The following is a 16,199-nucleotide window of genomic DNA, read 5'->3' as shown; positions in this document are numbered from 1 at the left end:
CTCAGCAGATGACGCCGGACGACCCGGGGTCGCTCGCGAGCTCGGCCAGCGCGACGGGCTGATCCTCCAGCTCTGGCGGCGGTGGGACATAGAGCGTGATGGCGCCCGCCGACGGGTCCCAGCCTCTCTGCTGCTCGCAGAAGCGCAGCGCGTCGCTGCCCGGCGAGCCTGGCTCGCGGATGGTGAGGTGGATCCCCGGCGGCAGCCCATAGCCGCAACGAGCCATCAAGAAGCCCCGCGGATCGCTCTTCAACCGATCGAGCTGCGTCGGGTCTTCCCAGCAGATCGCGACGGCGCAGAGCCACGCTCCTTCCAGCTCCAAGAGCCCTTCCTCCGTCACGCCTCGCTCGCGCGGGGGGCGCGCCTCCTCGTCGAGATGCGCGGGATGGCTGTCGATGTTCGGCATTCTGGACATGTACTTGGATGATTGATGGGAAAACATGGCCACCTCCAATCGCCGGTGCCGCAGCCCCTGGCATGGGATATGGAGCTCATTGAACCAGCGCCGCGCGCCGTCGAGCCCTTCCCGCATCCAATGCAACGCGACGCAAACGCGATGAAGGCGCCCGGGGTGGCGCCGAGGAAGGTCAATCGGTCATCTCCTGGAGCAGCGCTCGCGCCTCTGTAAAATCGGGCAGATCTGTACACTCCACAGGCCAGTCGGTGATCTCCCTGAGCAGCCGGCGCGCCTCGTCGCGCCGGCCCTGCTGCGCGAGCATCCGGCAGAGCGCCAGCGTCGAGCGCAGCTCGAACATTCGCGCGCCCTGCTCGCGCGCGATGGCGATCGATCGCCGCAAGCACCGCTCGCTCTCCTGCTCCGGGTCGGCGCCGGAGGCGCGGAGAGACAGCGCCTTCAGGCGGTAGAGCTCCGGGAGGTAGTACACGTCCCCCGACTCCTCGGCGAGCAGAACGCAGCTCGCGAGCTGCTCGATTGCGGCCTCGTGCTGTCCGCGCTCGGCCTCGAGCTCCGCCACGAGGGAGAGCCAGTACGGCAGGCCTGTCTTCTGGCCGGCGTCCCGGATCACCTCGACGTGCTGCCTCAGCTGCTCGAGATCGCGCCGCGTCCAGCAGCGCAGGGCCCAGCAGTGCACCTTGAACCACAGCGGATGATGCTCCGTCAGCTGGAGGACGGAGTCGGTCAGCGCCGCGACCTGCGCCCTGTCGCGGCCATAGTGATAGACGCCGGCCAGGTGGAGCAGCGCCATCCCGAGGCTGCTCAGGTGATCGAGCTCGCGCGCCCACGCCACCGCGGCCTGCCCGTGGGCGAGCGCCTGGGCTGGATAGCCCATCAGATAGAGCACCACCGCGAGCGTGTACTGGCCCCAGACCTTGACATCGACGCCATAGAAGAAAGCCTGCTCCCGATGTGCCTGAGGGTCGTAGAGCGCGATGCCGCCATCGAGTTCCTCGCGGGCCTCTGCGAGCTTTCCTTCAAAGAACGAGCACTGTCCCAGCAGCACCATCGACGAGACCAGCTGCGCGGCGTCCTGCGACCGCCTGGCCAGATCGAGCCACCGCTCTGCTATTGCCCGCGCCTCGGGGCGATGGCTCCGCATGTGGTGATACCAGAACATCGCCCACAGCGTCGGCGGGCTCATCGAGCTCTCCCCGAGCTCGTCGCTCAGCTCCTCGCAGCGATGGACCGCCGCCTCGAGCTCCTTTGGCATGTACCCGCGCCGGCCGATGAGCGCCAGGATCAGCAAGCTGTTCAGGCGCAGCTCCGCCAGCGCGCGCTCCCGCGCGTCCGCGATGGCCGACAGCCAGCCGAGCGCCTGCGTCACGTGGACGATCGCCTCGGTGTCGTCGGCGTTCGCGGGCCGCTTCAGCGCGCGCTCAGCCGCGATCTCCGCGTACGCGATCGCCCGCTCCAGCTGCTCGGCCGCCGCGTGGTGGTGCGCGAGCAGGTTGGGCCGCGCCGCGACGATGTCGGGGAAGCGCGCCTCGAGCGTCCGGGCGATGATCGCGTGCACCTTCCGCCGGCTCCGCTTCGAGAGCGACTCGTAGGCCGCGTCCCGGATGAGCACGTGCTTGAACTGGTAAGTCGGGTTGTTCAGCCGCCGCTTCCTGTGGATGAGATCCGCGGCCATCAGCCGCTCGAGGTCCTCCTGGACCTGCTCCCCGTCGAGCGCGGACACGGCGCAGAGCACGTCCTGGCAGAACTCCCGGCCGAGCGCCGCGGCGATGCGGGCCGTCTCCTTGGCCCTGCCGAGCCTGTCGAGGCGCGCCACCAAAAGGCCTCGCAGCGTCGTGGGGATCGCGAGCGCCGAGAGCGGCTCGGCGAGGCGGTAGTGGTCCCCCTCCTCCACGAGCGCCCCGGACTCGAGCACCATCCGCGTCAGCTCCTCGACGTACAGCGGGACGCCGTCGGTCCGGTCGACCACCTGCGCGAGCACGGGCCCAGGCAGGTCGCGGCCGCCGGCGAGGCGCGCCACCAGGTGCTCGACGTCCGACCGATCCAGGCGGCTCAGCTGGATCTGGAGCATGCTCGACATCGACCAGGGCGGCGAGAACTCGGGCCGCGCGGTGAAGACCGCCATCAGCCGCGCCGAGGGCACGTCGGCGATCATCACGGCCAGCCACTCGAGGGTCGTCGGATCGGCCCACTGCAGGTCCTCGACCATGAACAGGACGGGCTGCTCCTCGGCCATGTCGAAGAGCATCGTCACGAGCACGTTGAGCGTCCGCTCCTTCTGCCGCGGCGGCGGGTCCAGCGGGGCGGCGTAGCGCCCGTCCAGGGGGATCGACAGCAGCGCCGCCAGCAACGGCACCATCTCCGGAAGGTCGAAGCCGCGGCGCGAGAGGAGCGCCTCGAGCCGGGCGAGCCGGCGCCCCGGCGCGTCGTCCCGGCCCGTCTCGATCAACCGCTCCAGGAGCTCGATCAACGGGTAGAGCGCGCTGCTCCGCTGATCGGGCACGCAGCGGCACTCCAGGCAGCTGTGCCGCTCGCCGCGGAGCCGCCGGGCGAGCTCCCCGGTGAGGCGCGACTTGCCGATCCCGGGGCCGCCGGTGACGAGGATGCTCTGCCCGATGCCCTGCCGGACCTGGCCCCAGCGCTGGAGCAAGAGATCGAGCTCCTGGCTCCTCCCGATCAGCGGCTCGGTGTCGCGGCCGGCGATGTCCTGGTCCTGGGCCGGGGGAGGGATCTCCTGCCCCATGCGGTAGATCGCGAGCGGGCGCGTGGCGGGCGAGAGCTCGGGCGGCGCCATCGGCTCGAGCGCGAACCGGCTCCGGAGGAGCCTGAAGGTCTCGCCGCTGACCACGACAGTGCCCGGCGCCGCGACCGCGCTCAGCCGGGCCGCGATCTGCGGTGTCGTCCCGAGGTGCTGCGTGTACCGATCGAGCTGGCCGGCGACCACGAGGCCGGTGTGGAGCCCGATCCGGACCTCGAGCGCCACGCCCCGCGCCGCCGTGAGCTGCGCGCTGCGCGCCTTCACGTCGTCCACGACCTCCAGCGCCGCGCGGGCGGCGCGCCGGGCGTCGTCCTCCTGCGCGGAGGGATAGCCGAAGTGCAGCAGGACCTGATCCCCCAGCGCGCCGGCGAAGCGCCCCCGGTGGCGGCGGGCGATCTCGGCGCAGGCGTCCTGTTGCTCGTCGAGCAGATCGTCGATCTCCTCGACGTCGGTGGTCTTCAGCCCCGGGCCCGAAGCCGTGAAGGTGCAGCAGACGACGGTGAGGGGCCGCCGCTCGCCGTCGGGTCGCTCCAGCGCCTGTCCCTCTGGCTCCGGCGGGGCCGGCGTGTCCACGCGCCGGGGCGTGGCAGGAGACGGCATCGTCTCGGCCGCCGCGTGGTCGCTCGGCAGCGCCCGGGGCTCCCGCGAGGGCGCGTCGAGCGGCGCCGTCTCGCTCGCGACGCGGCGCCACGGGCTCGCGTCCTCCGCGTCTCGGGTCGGGGCCGGCGGCGAGCGCGGCGCTCGCGCGGCCTCGACGAGGTCCTCGCGGCTCAGCGCGTCCACGTCGCAGGCCTCGAGCTCGCGCAGCAGGCTCGAGGCCGTGACGACGCGCGCGGCCATGTCCTTGAGGGTCGCGCGCCGGAGGAGGGCGCCGAGCGGGTGCCCGAGCAGCGCCGGGGGGATCGGGATCGGCTCGGGGCTGGCCTGCCGGAAGAGCACCTCTTGCAGCGACCTGCCGGTGATCGACGGCCTGCCGGTGAGGCACTCGAGGAAGACGAGCCCCCAGGCGTACAGGTCCGAACGCACGCTCACCGGCTGTCCGAGGAGCTGCTCCGGCGCTGCGTAGGCGGGCGTGCAGAGGATCTCGTTGCTCGGGGTGAGCCTGGGGTCGACGCCCTCCATGGCCCCGGCGATGACCGCGCCGATTCCGAAGTCGAGCACCAGCGCGTTTCGCCGCGCGCCGGTCGAGACGATCATGATGTTGCTGGGCTTGAGGTCGCGGTGGACGACGTTCTGCCCGTGGGCGCAGCCGAGGGCGTCGAGGACCTGGAGCATCAGGTACCGCGCCTCGCGCGGATCGAGGGCGATCTCCTTGGCCAGCACCTCCGCCAGGTTCTGCCCGGGCACGAACTCGAAGATCGTGTAGAGGGTGCCGTCGTCCGTCTGTCCGGCGTCGATGAGCCGGACGATGTTGGGGTGGTGGAGCTGCGCGCAGAACCGCGCCTCCTGGTGGAAGCGGGCGCAGCGCCGCGCGGCGTCGGCGGACTTGCTGCCCCGGATCGGGTGCATGACCTTGATGGCCACCGGCTGTCCGGTGGCGAGCTGACGCCCCTTGTAGACGTCGGCGAAGCCGCTCTCGCGCAGCGCGGAGACGATCTCGTAGCGCTGCTGGAACACGGCGCCCGTGGCGATGGCGCTGTGGCTCATCCCATCTCCCTCCGCCGGGCGGCCCGGCGCGACCGGGGGAGCGGGCGTGATCCGGAAAGGGCGGCGCGCTGCGCCAGTCGTCCCGCCTCATCGATGAAGCGTCTGGACAGAGCGGCTGTCGATCTCGTCAGCACACCTTGTCCACGGCCGACCTCGCTGCTCACGTTGGTTCATATAGGGTGGACCTCGTTCGACGTCCGTCGATGCCGACCGGGTTCCGGCGCATTCGGCGAAGAAACCCCGGAAGACGCTCGCGCCCGGCCGGCTCCGTGCCGGCTCCGTGGGGATCGGCTTCAGGGAGCCGGGCAGGCGTGCGCGGGCTCGACTCTCGCGGGGCGGCGGCCGAGCTCCGCCTGAGTGTTCGATCGAGCTACAATCTTTTATCGTGGCTGCTGTCGCGGCGACCGAGCAAGTCGCGGTGAACCGCAGCGAGTTGACCTCTGGCACGGCCGGTGAGAGGGCGGTGACGCGGACTTCGCCGGCGCTCGACGCGCGCGGCGAGCCGGGAGCGTTCCTTGGGCGGTGAGCGACGATTCAATGCTTTTCAATCCTTTGTGGAAGGAGCACGAAACATGCTGAGGCAACTGGCGACCCACATCGTTCTGCTCGCGCTCGCGGCGGCTGGTCCGGTCGCGTGCGCGGGCTCGGGTGACAGCCCCGCGGACGCCGGCAGCGTCGCCAGCGGGAGCGGCGGCGCGGCGGCTTCCGGCGGACAGACCTCGGGGAGCGGCGCGACCGGCGGAGGCGGAGACGGTGGAACGGGCGGCAGCGCCTCGGGGAGCGGCGGCGCGGGCGCGGGCGAAGCGGGCACCGGCGGCGCGGGCGCGGGCGGCGCGGGTGACGGCGGCGCGGGCGCGGGCGAAGCGGGCACGGGCGGCGCGGGAGACGGCGGCGCGGGTGGCGCAGATACGGGCGGCGCGGGCGGCGCGGGCACGGGCTGCCCGGGGACGGGGGGGATCACCTACACGCTCGCGAAGGTCGCCTCGCCGACGGCGGAGCAGCAGTCTGCGTACGACAAGATCACGAGCGCGATGGATGAGGCGCTGTCGCACTACAACTGTCAAACGAGCATCGAGAAGCGCCTGTCGGTGTCCTACGTGCCGTCGGTCGCGACGGCCGACGGCAACGTCAATGGGTCCATCCGGTTCGGCGCGACGAGCTCCATGAACTACATCACCGCGATGCACGAGATCGGTCACACCCTGGGGGTCGGCAGCCGCGAGTTCGGCGCGCTGGTGGTGGACGGCGTCTTCACGGGCGAGGCGGCGACGCGCCAGATCAGGGCCATCACGGGCAACGAGAGCGACGTCGTGCACGCGGACACGCAGCACTTCTGGCCGTACGGTCTCAACTACACGACCGAGGTCAAGACGACGGACGATCTCGTGAACCACTGCAAGATCGTGGTCGCCATCCGCGAGGACATCGGGTTCTGACGGAACGATTCCGCGGGGGCGAAAGGTTGCGATCCGTCGGATTCTCCGGGATTTGAGGCGAGCGTGACGACGGATCGCATTCGCTCGGAAGGTATGGACCCAAAACGAATACGCAGCGAGGACAGATGGACAGGTCGACCTCCGTAAGCGCGGCGAGCAGCGTGCACCAGTCGACCTTGACGATGTGGCGCGGCGTCCGCGACGTCGACTCGGGCGTGGCAGACTCCCTCGTCCGCGCCGCTTGGGCGTTCGGGCTCGTCGGCGCGCAGGTCGTGCTGGCGGGGATCAAGCCGTCGGTGGCGCAGACCCTCGTGGCTCTCGGCGTCGACCTGGGATCGATCATGACGTCTGGTACGCTCCAGAGCGGCATCCGCTACGCATTGCAGCAGATGCGCCCCGTGTAGGCCCGCCGAAGCCAACATCGGCGAGAGCGCGCTCCCGCGAGCTGCGACCAGCGCACGAGCGCGAGCGAACGCGGACAGCTCACCGATGAGGCGTGGTTCTTGGTTTTGGCAGCGAAACCCTCGCCGTGGAGCTCGTCTGCGGCGAGCCGCCGTTCGGGAGGTCGAGATCGATCCACCAGATGATGACGGCGCACCAGTTCGATCCGCCTCCCGCGTTCACGCCGCACGCCACGCTCCCGGGAGGCTTCGAGCCATGGGTCCGGAAGTTGGTCATGAAGGACCCGGAGCACCGGTTCCATTGCCTTCAAATGACCCAGTGATCCTCCCTCCCCCTTCTTCACGTGCCCATGAGGCGGCGACGAATTCCCGCGAGACTGCGCCGAAAATATCGGCTCATGTGACTGCTCGCCGGGCCCGCACAGGAAGGTCCCAAGTGCACCACAGATGCCGTGCGGGGGCCATCTCACCAGGCCCACCGCCCGCGCTGAGCGCACCGCGCGTGAACGTCTCCTCGATCACCTCTTGCACCGTGGCAGCCTGGCCCAGGCTCCCCAGCCTCGGTGGTTCGCTGCCGTGGGACCTCGTAGTCGCGACGACCTTGAACGTGTAAAGGCTGCTGGTTTGGTCGCGCCGCACCTGAGGGTACGCGGGCTCGAAGCGGCTACGCCCGACGAGCACGGATTGTGCCGCAAGCGCCGGGTCTGCGCCGTCCTCGGGCCACGTCACGATCACGTTGCCGTCGTTCGAGCACGCGAGCACGCCGGCGAAGAGTCGCCGGCGCTGCGTCGTGCGCGCGCGGATCTCAATCCACAGCGGCTCGCTGTCGGTGACCTCGTAGACGCCGGACGCGCCCGGCGACCGCCGAGCGGCGGTTTCCTTGTCCTCGCCCACGCGCAGCGCCACCTCAATCATGCCCGCGAGCATCGGGTCGGCGTGCGTTCGATGGAGAACGTCGAGGTAGCGCGCCCAGTGCAGGAGGCCGCGGCCCAGCGCTTCGCCGAGCCGGCCGGCGTCTCCGGCGCCTGGCGCGCCGAGCGGCGGCAGATAAGCGATGACCTCGTCCGGCGCGGACGTGACGCGGTCCGGCGCATACGGCACGATCACCCACCCGCCGCGCGCGCCGACCCACGCGGGCGGATCGACGTCGGACCACGCCGGGGTCGCGCCGGTCCAAGGCCGCACCTCGACGCCCGCGCGGTCGTTATCCGAGGTCAGCTCCAGGCGCTCTGTGGCGCCGCGAACGCGCGCGATCGCCCGGACAACGTCCGCCGGCACCTCCGTGAGGAGGACGCCGAGCGGCATGATCTCCGGGCTGGGATGCGAGAGGCGTGCGCGCGCTCCCTCCGCGACCGCGGCGGTCGGGTCGAGCAGGCGCGCCGTGCTCGTTGCGGGCGCCGCGGCGACGATCGTCGCGTGCACGACCGCGCCGGCCCCCTCGGCCTGCTCGAAGCTGGCTGTGCCCGGAGGGTAAAGCGCTACGATGGCGCCCACGTCGAGGCCGTGGAGAGAGCCTCCGTCGAGCGAGAGCTCGCCCACCGATGGTCCGGGGCACGCCGTGAAGCCGGGCTCGAACGGCGCCCACCCGCCGCCGAACACCGCCTTTTCTGGACGTCCTTCGAGCAGGGCTGTCTGGTCGCTCACGAGCCGCCTCATCGCGCTGCGCACGGCCGGCATGAGGTCCATCCAGCGTAGCCCGAGGACGGCGTCGGGCGGCACGCGCCGCAGCGCTTCGAGGAGGGAGAACGTAAACGCCCCGTGCGGCGCGGGCACCCTCACCTCCTTCGCTGCCTCTGTGTCCCGGCACGCCGAGAGGGTGACCCAGTCGTCGCTGTCGTCCCCCACGCCGAGCCAGCCGCGCTCCTCGCTCGGGCCGCGGTTTGCGGTACGCGCCGGCAAGGGGGGCTCAAGGATCGGATGGGCGGCCACGAAGGTGCACCAGTCGGCCGGCGAGAGCGAGACCGAAGGGAGATGGCGGACACGCGCCAGCTCGCGCGTGGCTCCGCCCGAGTGGCACGTGTCGGCAAGGACGGTGATCGTGGCGCCGGCAGCGCCGATGCGGCGGAGGCAGGCGTTGATCTCGCGGTCAAGGACGAGGTTGGCGAAGCCGGTGACGTCAAATGCGGTGTCGGTGGGGACGAAGCCGTAGGCGCGTTCGCCGGTGGCCTGGTTGCGGATGCGAACGCCGTGGCCGGCGAGGTAGACCACGACGTGGTCACCGGGGCGGGCAGACGTGACGAGCTCGGCGAACGCGGCTCGTATGTGAGCGGCGTCGGCGGGGGGAGCGCACGCCGTCGGATGGGGCGCGACGGCGGAGAGGAGGAGGAGCAGGTTCGTCTCGGAGACGTGGACCCTGTCGACGAGGAAGCTCCGGACGGCGAGAGCGTCGTTGACGCAGCCGGAGAGGTCGGCGTGGACGCCGGGGTAGTGATCGACACCGATGACGAGGGCGCGAGAGGTTGCGAACGTGAGCGTCATGGTCACGCCTCCCGCCCGACCGTCTTTGCCGATCTCGGCGCGGCGCTCGTGCGACACGCGCCTGTGCGCCCGGAGAGGCGCGTGTAGACGATCGCATCGGCGAGCCAAGAGATGGATAGCCATAGTATCAAGCCGATGCCGATAAAGAGAATTGGAAGCCACGCCGGGAAGGGGATTTGTAATAATATCACTGATATCAAGATGATGTAGAACGCTACGATGTAGAACACTGAAAAGCACGTCAGGAGGAGTATTTGGAATAGCGTGAGCACGATCAGTTTGCCTACCTGGTGACGTGTCATCCTCCAGCTCGCGACGAGCGAATCGACCAGACCGCGGCCGCTGTCGACAATGCAGTGCGGGGCGTAAAATAATCGTAGTCTCACGAACAGGAAAAGGATCGGGATCATGAGGTGGCCCCAGCCGGAAGGCGAGAACGGGTCGCGGGCAAGCTGCACTAGCCCGGTGAGCTCCGCGAGCTTTCCGAAGAAATTATCTCCCCCTTCAGTTGCCAGTTCGAGAACTCGAAATAGAGGCCACAGCGCGACGAGATTCAATAGGATGTCGGCGCTGAGCACGGGGAATAGCCACGTTCTACATCGGAGCAGATCGCCGAAGCGAGGAGCCTCCTGGCGCGCTGCAGCGATGTACAGACGCGTCAAGCCGGACAGGAAGTAAGCACCACCGATCTGCCAAATTCCTCTGAACAAATTCGCGCTCAGCGGGCCCAGCTCTCCTGACGTCCCTTTCGGGAGCACGAAATACACCAGAGGGAATGGTAGAATGTAAACGATACACGCCATGATCAAGAGCAGCCGCTGAACCTTGAGTATCTCCCATGCTCTGCGGATCACTTGGCCCGGCTCCCAGGATACCGGGAGCTCTACGATGCGGATCTCTTCTGGCGCCATCCCCTCGCGCCAGAAGTCAATCATCGCACCGGCGTCATGGACGGCGTTTTTGCCGAGCTCGAAGGCCTTCTTGGGGGCCTCGCCAGCCCCGAGCGCCTCGTAGAACGCTCTCGCGAACTCTATCGCGTCCGAATCCGTGATCGCCCTCGTGGTGCCTATCACATAGGGCACGTGCTCGGCGAGCGCGCGCGCCTGTGCTTCGCTGAAGCAGGCGTTCAGCACCACACAGCGGGTCCCGCGGAGCAGCTCGAAGAGCCGCGTCAGGGTCGCCGTCGAGACCGACACCGCGAGGCCGTCCTCGCCGCGGACCAGGAGCGCATCCGGCGCCGGCGAGCTCGCCCTCTCGAACTTGGCCAGCGAGCCCCGCGCGCCCGTCTCGCTGCCGCGCTGCCCGTGTCCGCCGAAGTGCACGATCGCGGGCGCGTGCGCGAGGAGCCCGCTCTGGAAATCGCGCGCGCGCGCGGCCGGCGAGTACACGAAGCGGAACTCGTCGCGCAGCCTGGCCGCGCGGAGGACCTGCTGGATTGCACGCGCCTCCTCGTCGGTGTCGAGACGAGCGGTGTCCGCGGGGTTCGCGCTGATGAAGTGGACGGTGGCAGGCATAAAGGCGCTATCGTCATGAGATACTCGGTCATGCTGGAGAAGAGAGCCGAGAAGTGACATGCCCTGGGCGCGCCACGCTCCCTGCCCGTCGCGCTCCCGCGCGTGACGGCCTGCCCGCCGGGCCGAAGCTTGGATGGCAGCCCAGATGTTCGTTGGCACCTCCGGTCCCACTGGCCTACACGGGGCAACAATGCACATGGCGTGCCTAGCAGGCCAATTGCCGAACGAAATTCCAGCAGATCTCGGCTCCTCTCAAGCAGCGAGCGCCTCCTTGCCTGGAGCCCTCTTCAGGTCGCCGGGTTTGCGCGGTACCAGGCCGCACTCTCCCACCTCGCGCGTCCCCGAGCTCGCGTAGCTCGCGCCCAGGGACTTCGCAGGGACGCGGGCTCGACTCCGTCCGGAGGAGCTCGAGCTGCCGTTTCGCAGATCGACGGTGCCGCCGCGCTTGCCGGGCGGCCAGCAGGCCGCCGAGGAGCTGGCGGCGGTGCGGGCCGAGCGCCGAGCAGCGCGCGCCGCGGCGTGCCGCCTTCGCGCCGGGGCTCGGCGCGCCGATCGACGGCGGTGCGGGGTCGGCTACGCGCTGCGGCCCGGGTTCTTCCTGCCCCCGCTGATGTTCACCGCGGACGAGCTCGAGGCGCTCGTCCTCGGCGCGCGCTGGGTTGGCGCGCAGGCCGACGAGGGCCTCGCGGGCGCCGCGAAGAACGTGGTCGCCAAGAGCGCGGCCGCCTCGCCCGGCGATCTCCGCGGTCGTATCGACGACACGGGGCTCGGGCCCGTCGTGCTCGGCGGGTCCGGCGCCGCGCTGCAGCCCGTGCTCGGCCTCGTGCGGCAGGCGATGCGAACGGAGCGCGCGCTCGCGATGCGCTACCAGAGCGAGTCGGGGAGCAGCACCGAGCGCGACGTCTGGCCCGTGCAGATCGCGCACTACGAGGGCAAGCAGCTGATCGCGGCGTGGTGCTGCCAGCGCGCGTCGTTCCGGCACTTCCGCGCCTATCGCATCGAGCTCCTCGCGCTCACCGCGCAGCTCTACGGCAAGCCGCGCCGGACGCTGACGAAGGAGTGGCGAGACGACTGGGAGTGCGGCGGCAACGCGCCGGCGTGAGGCCGTGAAGGCGTGGCGCGATCGCGCCGCGCGCGCTGCTCCCACGGATTGTCAGGAAGGGTGGCGCCGGCTCTCGGGTGCGACCGCCGGCGAGGAGCCCGCAATGCTCGGGCGCGTTCACCGTGCCCGGGCGCTGGCTCCCCGCCTCGAGTCCTCGAAACCAACCGCCGAGAGCCCGCCGGAGCACCGGTGGCCTTGGCGAGCGCGCCCCCGGCGCAAGCGCGGGCGGTTCAGTACGTGAGCGAGGGCGTCGTGCAGCCCAGGCCGAAGGCGCCGATGGCTCCGCCCTCGACGACGGTCTGAACGAGGTTCGCGACCTGGTCTGCACCGCAGAAGGTGTCCGGGAACTCGCTGCCGCCGTCGCCGCCCACGCCGTCCGGCCACGTGACGGGGCCGAGCTCGACGCGGAGATCGCCGGGAGGTCCCGTCACGAGGAGCGGTGCACAAGCGATGAAGAGCAGATCGAGGTACCTGCCAGACCAACCGCTGAAGCCCACCACCACCTCGTTCTCCGGGCACACCATCTCCCAGGGCTCGGTGCCCTCGCTGCCCTGGAAAGGGGTCACGTCGCCGGGCATCGTGGTGATGGTGTACGGCCCGTCTCCCGTGAGCTCCAGGTGGCCGCACTGCGCCTGGATCTTGGCATGGATGAGCGACTCCCCCAGCGGTCCCAGGGACCCTCGAAACCCGAGGAGTACCTGGCTCTCCGGGCACCGGTCCATGGCAGGGGTGGCCGTACCGGGGCTGCCGCGCAGCTCGGTGTAGGTCTGCTCCACGACGTCGACGCCTGTCGGCGCCGGGCACGGCTCCCCGTCGCACTCGCCGCCGCCCGCGCCCGCCTCACCGCCGCCGCCCGCCTCACCGCCGCCGCCCGCCTCACCGCCGCCGCCCGCCTCACCGCCGCCGCCCGCGCCACCCGCCTCACCGCCGCCGCCCGCCTCACCGCCGTCCCCGCCCGACCCGCCACCCCCGTCGCCAGGCGGGGCGCCGCCTCCTCCGCTCGCGCCCACGCCGTCGAAGGTCAGGCTGCCGATACCCGAGATCGCATTGCATCCGGCGAGGACAAGACCGGAGATCAGCGCGGAGAGGCCGAGCAGATGGCGCGTCACCGAGATCAAGTACTCGATCCGCGGCCGGACCGGTAGCTGGTCGCCCGAATGCCGCGCGCTCGTCGTTTCAGCGGGCGCGTAGCCGGAGGCGGCCGCCGCGCGGCGCCGTCATGGCCGGGCGTCGTGGGCCGCTACGCAGCGACGCGTCCGTTCGCCGGCTGAGTGGTTCCCTTGCCAACGGCGGCCAGCCGGCGTCGCCATCTCCCTGCAGGTAGCCGGTGAAGCCCTGCAGCAGCGCCGCCGGATGCTTCGCCCTTCCAGTCCGGTGCGTACAGGAACGCCCCGAGCTCAGCCCCGACGAAGGCCCAGCGTTGACCTCTCTTTACCCCGCTGGATGGTCGGGGCGTGGCGTGGAACGAGACGGCGTCTTCACGGGCGAAGCGGCGATGCGGAAGCTCAGGGCCATCACGGGCAACGAGAGCGACGTCGTGCACGCGGACACGCAGCACTCCTGGCCGTATGGCCTCAACCACACGACCGAGGTCAAGACGACGGACGATCTCGTGAACCACTGCAAGATGGTGGTCGCCGTCCGCGAGGACATCGGGTTCTGAGGCTGAACCATCCCTCGGATTTTCGGGAAAATTCACAGGGAGGCGGGGAGAAAAATCCCATGAATCTCCCCATCTCCCCGCCTCCCTGTTCACCTCCCTGTTCAATTTCTTGGCTCCTCCGCAGGATCTGTGGGCGCACGAGCCGAGCAAGGGCAGAACGACTTGTGGGCATCCGCGGGGCGCCCTGCCGCATCGCATGGCTGGGCGACGCGCTGCGGGATCTGTGGGATGCGTCGCCTGCTCGCAGACCGTGGTCGCAGAGGCGGTGCATGGGCGTGTCCACTCGTAGCGGGAGACCGGAGAATTAAACGCAAAGGCGCAAAGGCGCAAAGGCGCAAAGGCGCAAAAAAGCAAGAGAGAGGAAGGTCATTCTTGCAATCCATGGACGACGCGATGGATGCCCTGCCTCACCTTCACTTCGCCGAAGTTGATAACAATCGCGAGCTTGAGATCGGACAGCTGCAGGTAGGTGAGGGCCTGCGCCTCGAACACTCTGTTGTACGCGGCCGCCGCCTCGCGCTCGACGATGACTCGATCGCCCACGAGCAAGTCGAGACGAAGGTCCGACGCAAGACGCTTGCCCTTGTACACGAGCGGTACGGCCTTCTGGCGCACCACGGTGAGCCCTCCCGACTCGAGCTCGAAGGCAAGCGCCTCTTCGTAGACCGTCTCGAGCAGCCCTGGGCCTCCAAGGGTACGATGCACCTCGATCGCTGCGTCGACGATGACCTTGGCTATCTCGTTCTCGGTCATTCACTCCGCCTTTTTGCGCCTTGGCGCCTTGGCGCCTTGGGTGCGCCGGTAAAACCGGCATCAGGAAGTAGGTGAGCATGCAGCAGTACAGAAGCAAGTCCTACCCCGGGAGGTGCCCACCCCCGGGAAGTCAACCTTGCGGCGGCGTGGGCGACCACGACGGCGAAGCGTAGGAAGACGAGCGGACGGGCCGGGCGATGGAGCCTCGAAAACAAGTCAGTCAGTGGGAGCCGACGCGTTCCAAGACCGCGGAAGGCCACGGTGCAGCGGCCGCAAAGACAGCGGTGGGCGATGGCACTGCACTCCCCTCGGGGTCGGAGAGTTCGGCACGTCAGCACTTGCCTGATGAACGGGAACCGGGAGGCCTCGGAGGCGCCTCTTCGCCAGTGGTGGGCGGGAGGCAGGCGCGGGAAGGCGACAAGCCGCAAGCCGCAAGGGCGAAAGCCCCGGAGCCGCATGCCCCGATGGAGTCGGACGAGCCCATAGTACCGAAGAAGTCGGCGAACTCGCGGGTAACGCCCGAGGAGTCGATGGAGGGAAGGGGCGAGGCCAACGGGAATCTCGACCAGCGAAACGCGTCCCGGGCTCAGGATCGGCAAGACGCGCTCACGCACCTGGATCGAGTCGGAAAGCGAGCGACGAAGGAGAAAGGGACGCGGTTCGATAACCTGCTGAGCTACATCAAGGCGCCGCTGCTGAAGGAGGCGTACGAGCGCCTGCGGAAAGACGCGGCACCTGGCGTCGACGGTGAGACGTGGAGCAGCTACGGCGAGAGGCTGGACGCACGGCTGCTCGACCTTCAGGACCGCGTACAACGCGGAAGCTACCATCCGCAACCGGTACGGCGCGTGCACATCCCGAAAGGCGATGGCCGCACGAGGCCGCTCGGGATCCCCGCGCTGGAAGACAAGATCGTCCAGCTGGCGGCGCGGATGCTCCTGGAACCGATCTACGAGCGAAGCGAGTTCCTGGGGTTCTCGTACGGCTATCGGCCAGGCCGGTCGGCGCACGGGGCTCTGGACGCGCTGAGCGTAGCGATCGTCAGCAGAAAGACGAACTGGGTGCTCGACGCAGACATCCGGGCGTTCTTCGACACCATCGATCACGGGTGGATGCAGAAGTTCGTCGAGCACCGGATCGTGGATCGACGCATGGTGCGGCTGCTGATGAAGTGGCTGCACGCGGGCGTCATGGAGGACGGCCAGCTCCACGACGTGGAGGAGGGAACGCCGCAGGGGGGGATCATCAGCCCCCTGCTGGCAAACATCTACCTCCACTTCGTGCTCGATCTGTGGGCGCATCGATGGCGGAAGCGGCACGCGCGCGGGGAGATGTACATCGTGCGCTACGCCGACGATGTCGTGATGACCTTCCAGTACGAGCGGGACGCACGGGCGATGCAGGAAGCGCTTGCGGAGCGCCTCGCTCAGTTCGGACTGGAGTTGCATTCTGAGAAGACGCGGGTGCTCCGGTTTGGGCGGTACGCATCGGAGCACTGCGGCAAGGAAGGACACGAGCGGCCAGAGACGTTTGATTTCCTCGGCTTTACGCACATCAGCGCGAAGCGCGTGGATGGACGTTTCGCGCTCGTGCGCCGGACCTCCCGGAAGAAGAGGGCAGCAAAGCTGCGGGATCTCCGTAGGAAAATGAGGCGCAAGGCGCACGACCCAGCCAGGGAGCAACACCGATGGCTGAGCGCCGTGCTCCGAGGGCACTACAACTACTACGGGGTACCTGGAAACGCGCGAGCCCTGGGCTCGTTTCGCCACCAAGTGCGCGAGGCGTGGCACAGGGGCATGCAACGTCGCAGCCAGCGGGCTCGTTGGACGAACGACCAACGGACCCGTTTCGACGAGCGTTTCCCGCTTCCTCCGCCGCGCATCACACACCCCTATCCCACCGTGCGCTTCTCATCCGTAGACCGGAGGTGGGAGCCCGGTGCGGGAAAACCGCACGCCGGGTTCTGTACGGGGGGCGGCCCGAAAGGGCCGTCCCTACCGTGACCGTTAAAATCCGAGATCCTCGACGACGTCAG

At 69.3% G+C, this 16,199-nt stretch carries 12 protein-coding genes and 1 pseudogene; 6 read left to right on the top strand and 7 right to left on the bottom strand.

The features are described 5' to 3' along the window. Position 1 precedes the first annotated feature (1 nt). Positions 2–415, bottom strand: a complete 414-nt coding sequence (locus WMF46_RS27830; protein WP_437979967.1) for a BMA_0021/BMA_0022 family TOMM bacteriocin — start codon at positions 413–415, stop codon at positions 2–4. A gap of 172 nt (positions 416–587) precedes the next feature. Beyond that, entirely contained in the window at positions 588–4,817 is a 4,230-nt protein-coding gene (locus tag WMF46_RS27825; RefSeq protein WP_437979966.1) for a TOMM system kinase/cyclase fusion protein, read from the bottom strand. A gap of 572 nt (positions 4,818–5,389) precedes the next feature. Here WMF46_RS27825 and WMF46_RS27820 point away from each other — a divergent pair. The 3 genes from WMF46_RS27820 to WMF46_RS27810 all read left to right on the top strand — a co-directional run bounded on the left by WMF46_RS27820 (position 5,390) and on the right by WMF46_RS27810 (position 6,977). Next, on the top strand, positions 5,390–6,253 hold the full coding sequence (locus tag WMF46_RS27820) for a hypothetical protein (protein ID WP_437979965.1): 864 nt from the start codon (positions 5,390–5,392) through the stop codon (positions 6,251–6,253). Positions 6,254–6,378: 125 nt separating this feature from the next. Continuing rightward, complete coding sequence (locus WMF46_RS27815) at positions 6,379–6,657, top strand: STAS domain-containing protein (RefSeq protein WP_437979964.1); 279 nt, start codon at positions 6,379–6,381, stop codon at positions 6,655–6,657. A gap of 92 nt (positions 6,658–6,749) precedes the next feature. Continuing rightward, complete coding sequence (locus WMF46_RS27810; RefSeq protein WP_437979963.1) at positions 6,750–6,977, top strand: hypothetical protein; 228 nt, start codon at positions 6,750–6,752, stop codon at positions 6,975–6,977. A 73-nt stretch (positions 6,978–7,050) separates the two neighbouring features. On the opposite strand, the gene WMF46_RS27805 is transcribed toward WMF46_RS27810, so the two are convergent. After that, on the bottom strand, positions 7,051–9,132 hold the full coding sequence (locus tag WMF46_RS27805) for a caspase family protein (RefSeq protein ID WP_437979962.1): 2,082 nt from the start codon (positions 9,130–9,132) through the stop codon (positions 7,051–7,053). A 2-nt stretch (positions 9,133–9,134) separates the two neighbouring features. After that, positions 9,135–10,706 carry a CHAT domain-containing protein gene (locus tag WMF46_RS27800; protein WP_437979961.1) on the bottom strand — a complete coding sequence of 524 codons (1,572 nt, stop codon included), beginning with the start codon at positions 10,704–10,706 and terminating at the stop codon, positions 9,135–9,137. 373 nt (positions 10,707–11,079) lie between these two features. Here WMF46_RS27800 and WMF46_RS27795 point away from each other — a divergent pair, with 373 nt between their 5' ends. Beyond that, positions 11,080–11,748: a helix-turn-helix transcriptional regulator gene (locus WMF46_RS27795; RefSeq protein WP_437979960.1), complete on the top strand. Its 669-nt coding sequence runs from the start codon at positions 11,080–11,082 to the stop codon at positions 11,746–11,748. A 230-nt stretch (positions 11,749–11,978) separates the two neighbouring features. Here WMF46_RS27795 and WMF46_RS27790 read toward each other — a convergent pair whose 3' ends face one another. Both WMF46_RS27790 and WMF46_RS27785 read right to left on the bottom strand, forming a co-directional pair. Next, on the bottom strand, positions 11,979–12,866 hold the full coding sequence (locus WMF46_RS27790) for a hypothetical protein (protein ID WP_437979959.1): 888 nt from the start codon (positions 12,864–12,866) through the stop codon (positions 11,979–11,981). 160 nt (positions 12,867–13,026) lie between these two features. Continuing rightward, positions 13,027–13,189 (bottom strand): annotated as a pseudogene (locus WMF46_RS27785) (IS66 family transposase); the annotation flags it as partial. 18 nt (positions 13,190–13,207) lie between these two features. Between WMF46_RS27785 and WMF46_RS27780 the strand changes: the two are divergent. Further along, a complete protein-coding gene (locus WMF46_RS27780; RefSeq protein WP_437988034.1) occupies positions 13,208–13,411 on the top strand; it encodes a hypothetical protein in 204 nt (67 codons plus the stop codon). 366 nt (positions 13,412–13,777) lie between these two features. Here the strand turns inward: WMF46_RS27780 and WMF46_RS27775 are convergent, their stop codons facing one another. After that, entirely contained in the window at positions 13,778–14,164 is a 387-nt protein-coding gene (locus WMF46_RS27775) for a GxxExxY protein (RefSeq protein ID WP_437979958.1), read from the bottom strand. A 464-nt stretch (positions 14,165–14,628) separates the two neighbouring features. Here WMF46_RS27775 and ltrA point away from each other — a divergent pair, with 464 nt between their 5' ends. After that, positions 14,629–16,167 (top strand): group II intron reverse transcriptase/maturase, encoded by a 1,539-nt coding sequence (gene ltrA, locus WMF46_RS27770; protein ID WP_437979957.1) that lies wholly within the window; start codon positions 14,629–14,631, stop codon positions 16,165–16,167. The last annotated feature ends 32 nt before the right edge of the window (positions 16,168–16,199 follow it).

The organism is Sorangium sp. So ce117, from assembly GCF_051524395.1.
Lineage (GTDB): Bacteria > Myxococcota_A > Polyangia > Polyangiales > Polyangiaceae > Sorangium > Sorangium cellulosum_B.
Note: the sequence above shows the minus strand (reverse complement) of the source record. Positions and strands in the feature narration are given on the sequence as shown.

Coding starts and splice junctions, on each gene's coding strand:
- WMF46_RS27830 (WP_437979967.1), bottom strand. CDS start 415: ATGTCCAGAATGCCGAACATCGACAGCCATCCCGCGCATCTCGACGAG.
- WMF46_RS27825 (WP_437979966.1), bottom strand. CDS start 4,817: ATGAGCCACAGCGCCATCGCCACGGGCGCCGTGTTCCAGCAGCGCTAC.
- WMF46_RS27820 (WP_437979965.1), top strand. CDS start 5,390: ATGCTGAGGCAACTGGCGACCCACATCGTTCTGCTCGCGCTCGCGGCG.
- WMF46_RS27815 (WP_437979964.1), top strand. CDS start 6,379: ATGGACAGGTCGACCTCCGTAAGCGCGGCGAGCAGCGTGCACCAGTCG.
- WMF46_RS27805 (WP_437979962.1), bottom strand. CDS start 9,132: ATGACGCTCACGTTCGCAACCTCTCGCGCCCTCGTCATCGGTGTCGAT.
- WMF46_RS27800 (WP_437979961.1), bottom strand. CDS start 10,706: ATGTCACTTCTCGGCTCTCTTCTCCAGCATGACCGAGTATCTCATGAC.
- WMF46_RS27775 (WP_437979958.1), bottom strand. CDS start 14,164: ATGACCGAGAACGAGATAGCCAAGGTCATCGTCGACGCAGCGATCGAG.
- ltrA (WP_437979957.1), top strand. CDS start 14,629: ATGGAGTCGGACGAGCCCATAGTACCGAAGAAGTCGGCGAACTCGCGG.